The organism is Bartonella sp. AA1HLJMS (assembly GCF_042197445.1).
GTDB lineage: Bacteria > Pseudomonadota > Alphaproteobacteria > Rhizobiales > Rhizobiaceae > Bartonella.
Window position 1 is genome coordinate 1 of the sequence record NZ_JBHIRW010000062.1, and the last position, 5,289, is coordinate 5,289.

Genomic DNA, 5,289 nt, shown 5'->3' on the forward strand with positions numbered 1-5,289 from the left:
AAAATTATATCTACATACAAGGTCATATGTTAGACCCCATTAGTACAGTGATTGGTTACAATTGGCCTACGGCTTATGGGGTACGTTCCAAACCATATGATTCATTACATCCGTTAATTCTACCCCTCAGAGAGATGGGGGGAGCGATCATCGGCTATAATCCTAGTACCCATAATTGTTATGCTGATGCAAGTGCTAAGTGTAAAAATGATTACGGTTCATTTGATTTTATAAAATTTTATTCCACGAGAACAGGGAACAAAAAATGAAAATACGATTTAACTTATTGAGCCTGCTCATTCTATTAAGTATTACTGGATGTGATATGGACAAATCTCCTCCAGGGGAAGTATATGGGTGGATCAAGCCAGGAGCAGACTTTACCGAGGTAGGAAAAGCCTTATTAGAATGTGGCATGCCACATCTTAATTATCTTGAGGCTGAAAATCAAAAGCTCAGCAATAATGATAATGCAACAATTTATGCTTGTATGATTCAAGCAGGATTCCGTGACAGATATGGCGGTCCATCTTGGTGTGTGAATCATTGGAGGGAAAACCTTCCGATTTGTCGACCAGGCGCGGTCATTCCGAAACGAAGTGTTGAAAAGCGCTTAAACAGCCCTTTTTGTAAAAAATATAAAAATGCGGATGAATGCCAATCTTAAGTGATGATCAACAATCCGCCATCCTTGCCTTTGCTTGGAATGGCGCGATTGTTTCCTCACTTTCCATTATTTAACGGATGAAGAAAAGCAGCATTTACAAGAGGGTGCTGATGGCAAGGTGCATGTGTCCTTTAATGGCATCTTTACTCCACCAGAGGAAGCCGCTGTTTATGCGGTTCAACATGCGAAGGATAAAAATGAACCGCTTTATTTTGTTGTGTTCCCTCAAGCCGATTCTGCTATCTCAGAACTTCTAGTCGCGGGCTATCAGAAGTTTATGGAAAATAACTTTTGGGGTTTGACCAATTCAACACAAGAAGCAAAAGATTTGATGTATAGCTATGGTCTTACAGGATTAGAACTTTATGGACATAGTCGCGGGACAATGACATTGGGGAATATGCTGAATTCTTTCAAACAAGAAGGTGTTCACGGTATAGCCAACGAAAACACGACTATCAATCTCTATGGACCAGCCTTTAATGTTTTAGTTGCAGCCGGTCTGTTAGGTTATGTGAGTGATGGCAAACAAACCACTATTGGTTTTGATGGGAATAGATATGACTTTGTAAGCAGAATTATTGGCGGCAATGGCTATACCTACGGGACACTCCCTGCTGGCAGTAACGTTTGGACAGAATGGTTGAGAGTGGCTACAAATCCCATAAGTTCCCATACCTGTCTTGGAGACGCGGGCGATAAGTGTAACGTGCGTTATGGCTCATCTCATCGTGAACAAGTTCCTTCAAGTAAATCATGGAGTAAAAAATGAAACAAACCTTAAAATTATTAAGTGCTGTAACTTTGTTAGGTATTGCAGGATGTCAGTTTAATAAAACTCCTGGGGGGTATTTGAGCGCGTGGGAGAAAAATGGTGTTACTGATTTTACTGAAATAGGAAAAGCCTTATTAGAATGTGGTATGCCAGCTCCTTATGATGTATTTCCAGAAAACAGAAATTTAAGCAACAATGCAATAGCAACAATTCATGCTTGTATGGTTCAATCAGGATTCCGCTATAAAGATGAAAGGGGGGGATGGTGTGTAAACCATAAAGCCGAAAATCTCCCGATTTGTCGTCCAGGTGCTGTTGTTCCACAGCGCAGTGTCAAGAAGCGCTTAAACAGCCCGTTTTGTAAAAATCATCCAGAACAATATGAATGCTATCCTTAAGTCTTTCTTGTGATGATCAACAATCTGCCATCCTTGCCTTCACTTGGAATGGCGCGATTGTTTCCTCACGCACATTATTTAACGGATGAAGAAAAGCAGCATTTACAAGAGGGTGCTGATGGCAAGGTGCATGTGTCCTTTAATGGCATCTTTACTCCACCAGAGGAAGCCGCTGTTTATGCGGTTCAACATGCGAAGGATAAAAATGAACCGCTTTATTTTGTTGTGTTCCCTCAAGCCGATTCTGCTATCTCAGAACTTCTAGTCGCGAGCTATCAGAAGTTTATGGAAAATAACTTTTGGGGTTTGACCAATTCCACACAAGAAGCAAAAGATTTGATGTATAGCTATGGTAACACGGGATTGCATTTTGATGCCCATAGTCGTGGCAGTTTGACAGGCTTTAATATGATGAATTCTTTCAAACAAGAAGGTGTAAATGATGTAGCAGGCAATACAACGATCAGTTTCCATGGACCAGCGGCTAATGTTTTGGCGGCATCCGGTTTGTTAGGTTATGTGAGTGGTGGCAAACAAACCACTATTGGTTTTTATGGGCATAGATTTGACGTTGTAAGCAGATTGATTGGTGGCAATGGCTATGCTTATGAGACAATATCTGCTGGTAGTAACTGGTGGACAGAATGGTGGAGAGTGATCATGAATCCCATAAGCTCCCATACCTGTCTTGGAGATGTGGGTTATAAATGTAGATATGATTATGGTTCATCTCATCGTGAACAATTTCCTTTAAGTAAATCATGGAGTAAAAAATGAAACAAACTCTAAAATTATTAAGCACTGTAACTTTGTTAAGTATCACTGGATGTAATATCGATAAACCTCCTCCAGGAGAGGTGGCTACGTGGGAGAAAAATGGTGTTACTGATTTTACTGAGGTAGGAAAAGCCTTGTTAGAATGTGGAATGCCGAGCCTTATTGATGCCGATCCAGAAAACAGAAAACTCAGCTACAATGCATGGGCAACTATTGATGCCTGTATGGTTCAATCAGGTTTTCGTGATAAAGTGGGGGGAGGGACTTGGTGCGAGAATCATAAAGCCGAAAACCTTCCCATTTGTCGTCCAGGTGCTGTGATCCCGAGGCCCAGTGTCAAGAAGCGCTTAAACAGCCCTTATTGTAAAAAATATAAAAACAGTCGTAAATGCCAGCCTTAATTTTTGCTGCTGATGGTAATCAACCCCCATCCTTGTTTTTGCTTGGAATGGGGGATTGTTTTCTCAATCCATCATCTCAATATTGTTCACCGTTGTTTTAAGCAGCGGTGACAGAAAATATCAACAGGTTTATGAGCTGTTTTATCGTAAAGAAACCCACTGAAGGAGGGGAAGAATGAAGAAAGTCTTGCAATTATTGAGCGGCATAGCTCTGTTAAGTATAGCTGGATGTGAGTATAAAGCTGAGGTTCCCTTATCAGCTTGGGAATTATGGGATAAGCCTGGTGCAAATACAATTGATATAGGGAAAGCGCTGTTAGAATGTGGCATGCCAACACCTTATAATCGTGATGAATACAACAGAAAGTTAGACGGAAATGCGAACGCATTAATTGAAGCTTGCATGGTTCAAGCAGGTTTTAGATATAAATCCGGATATTTGAGTTCGTGTGAGTTTTTTGATGCTCGTTTTCCGATTTGTCATTCAGGTGCTGTCATTCCTCAAAGAAGTGTTAAGAAACGCCTGAACAGCCCCCATTGTAAAAGAAATAGAAACAAGCCTGAATGTCTACCGTAGTTTTTTGATGATGGTATGATTAAGAGTAATCTTTAGTTTTTTTATCTTTTGCATAAGTGTGTGGGCCAATTGTATCGGCACTCAACATGTTTCAAATTGATATGGACAGAGGAATATAAAACATCGACAAGCTTATAAGCAATCTTATCATAAAAAATCATTGAAGGAGAGAAAAAATGAAAGCAACTTTAAAGTTATTGAGTGGATTGGCTTTGCTTATTATAGCTGGATGTTTTCCAGGTCCTTACCAGGCTGTGGATGTATTAGAGAAGCTAGGAGAAGATAAGATTGAGATTAAAAAAGCACTATTAGAATGTGGAATGCTGAATCCTCATGATGATTATATGATGGATTATAGAGAGTTAAGTATAAATGCGAATACATCTATTTATGCATGTCTAACCCAAGCAGGTTTTCATAGTAAATTAGGAGGGAAGTGGAGAGATCGGTGTAGAAATTATAATGCCGAAGATCTTCCGATTTGTGTGCCAGGTGCTGTCATTCCAAAACGAAGTGTCAAGAAGCGTTTAAATAGCGCTTATTGCCAAAAATATAAAAATAAACCAGAATGCCAACCTTAAGCACTGCTAGTGATGATCAACAATCTGCCATCCTTGCCTTCACTTGGAATGGCGCGATTGTTTCCTCAATCTGTCATCTCAATATTGTTCACCGTTGTTTTAAGCAGCGGTGACAGAAAATATAAACAAGCTTATGAGCTGTTTATTGTAAATAAATCCATTGAAAGAGGGGAATAATGAAGAAAATCTTAAAACTATTGAGTTGCATAGCTCTGTTAAGTATCACTGGATGTGTTAACTCAATTCCCTCACTTTCTCCAGCATTATGGAGAAATAAAATACTTTTAGAATGTGGAGTACCGGACCTTAATAAGGTTGTGGCGCTAGATTTGAATCAATTTGCCAGTATTGAAATGTGTATGGCGCAATCAGGTTTTCGCCCTAGCTTTACAATACAAGATTGGTGTGAGAACCATAAATCAGACAACCTTCCCATATGTCGTCCTGGTGCTGTCATGCCTCAGCGAAGTGTTGAGAGACGCTTAAATAGCCCTTATTGTAAAAAGCATTCAGAACAACTTGAATGCAAACCTTAAGTCTTGCTTCAGCAGAGAAAGCCTTGAATTTACACCAAATAAAGCACCAGGTTGATGAGTTTGAGAAAGCCTTGTCCGTTCTTACGTGACAAGGTTTTCTTTTTATGCCGCGTCGTTATAACGTTGCTGTTTTGCTTGTTCGATTACATTCAAAAGATCCGATTGTAACCAACGGGATAAAAAGCCAAGTTTTAAAGGTTTTGGGAGAGAGCCATTGGTAACATGACGGCGGAAAGTTGAGACACTCATATGAAGCAATTTTGCACTTTCACGGTCTGTTAAAAGAATATCATTTTCTGTCATTCTAAAATCCTTTCATAATAAAAAATAGAACCAAATCATGCCTATTTATTAAGCACATTTTGGTTTATTTTTGAAGGTATTTTATTTATAGAAAACAATATTTTATCATATAATTTCTGATGTGATACGTGATGAATCTTATTGAGAAAGAATGAGAGACAAGAGAGTTAAAGTTATCCACAGATAATGGGGTTATTCACCCCATATCTTAAGATTGACCCGTGACATAAGCCGCCCATTTATCCATATAGACACGGCGCTGTTCTAGATAGTC

General features: G+C 39.4%; 8 protein-coding genes and 3 pseudogenes. 9 read left to right on the forward strand and 2 right to left on the reverse strand.

Going from position 1 to position 5,289, the window contains the following annotated elements:
- The 9 genes and pseudogenes from ACFIQE_RS08570 to ACFIQE_RS08610 all read left to right on the forward strand — a co-directional run.
- A pseudogene (locus ACFIQE_RS08570) lies at positions 1-269 on the forward strand (hypothetical protein); the annotation flags it as partial.
- Positions 266-667: a hypothetical protein gene (locus ACFIQE_RS08575; protein ID WP_273791508.1), complete on the forward strand. Its 402-nt coding sequence runs from the start codon at positions 266-268 to the stop codon at positions 665-667. The pseudogene ACFIQE_RS08570 and the gene ACFIQE_RS08575, both read left to right, overlap by 4 nt.
- A gap of 61 nt (positions 668-728) precedes the next feature.
- Positions 729-1,439: pseudogene (locus ACFIQE_RS08580) on the forward strand (filamentous hemagglutinin); the annotation flags it as partial.
- Positions 1,436-1,840 carry a hypothetical protein gene (locus ACFIQE_RS08585; protein WP_375641239.1) on the forward strand — a complete coding sequence of 135 codons (405 nt, stop codon included), beginning with the start codon at positions 1,436-1,438 and terminating at the stop codon, positions 1,838-1,840. The pseudogene ACFIQE_RS08580 and the gene ACFIQE_RS08585, both read left to right, overlap by 4 nt.
- A 12-nt stretch (positions 1,841-1,852) precedes the next feature.
- Positions 1,853-2,617, forward strand: coding sequence for a filamentous hemagglutinin (locus ACFIQE_RS08590; RefSeq protein WP_375707544.1), 765 nt, complete (start codon positions 1,853-1,855; stop codon positions 2,615-2,617).
- Positions 2,614-3,018 carry a hypothetical protein gene (locus ACFIQE_RS08595; protein ID WP_375707545.1) on the forward strand — a complete coding sequence of 135 codons (405 nt, stop codon included), beginning with the start codon at positions 2,614-2,616 and terminating at the stop codon, positions 3,016-3,018. The genes ACFIQE_RS08590 and ACFIQE_RS08595 overlap by 4 nt, the downstream gene beginning before the upstream one ends.
- 175 nt (positions 3,019-3,193) lie before the next feature.
- Positions 3,194-3,595: a hypothetical protein gene (locus ACFIQE_RS08600; protein WP_026500687.1), complete on the forward strand. Its 402-nt coding sequence runs from the start codon at positions 3,194-3,196 to the stop codon at positions 3,593-3,595.
- 176 nt (positions 3,596-3,771) lie between these two features.
- Positions 3,772-4,176, forward strand: coding sequence for a hypothetical protein (locus ACFIQE_RS08605; RefSeq protein ID WP_026500686.1), 405 nt, complete (start codon positions 3,772-3,774; stop codon positions 4,174-4,176).
- A 176-nt stretch (positions 4,177-4,352) separates the two neighbouring features.
- The gene (locus ACFIQE_RS08610; protein WP_375608402.1) at positions 4,353-4,712 is read left to right on the forward strand and encodes a hypothetical protein; all 360 of its coding nucleotides are present in this window, start codon (positions 4,353-4,355) and stop codon (positions 4,710-4,712) included.
- A gap of 102 nt (positions 4,713-4,814) precedes the next feature.
- On the opposite strand, the gene ACFIQE_RS08615 is transcribed toward ACFIQE_RS08610, so the two are convergent.
- Both ACFIQE_RS08615 and ACFIQE_RS08620 read right to left on the reverse strand, forming a co-directional pair.
- A complete protein-coding gene (locus tag ACFIQE_RS08615) occupies positions 4,815-5,015 on the reverse strand; it encodes a helix-turn-helix transcriptional regulator (RefSeq protein WP_375646451.1) in 201 nt (66 codons plus the stop codon).
- Positions 5,016-5,223: 208 nt separating this feature from the next.
- A pseudogene (locus ACFIQE_RS08620) lies at positions 5,224-5,289 on the reverse strand (integrase); the annotation flags it as partial.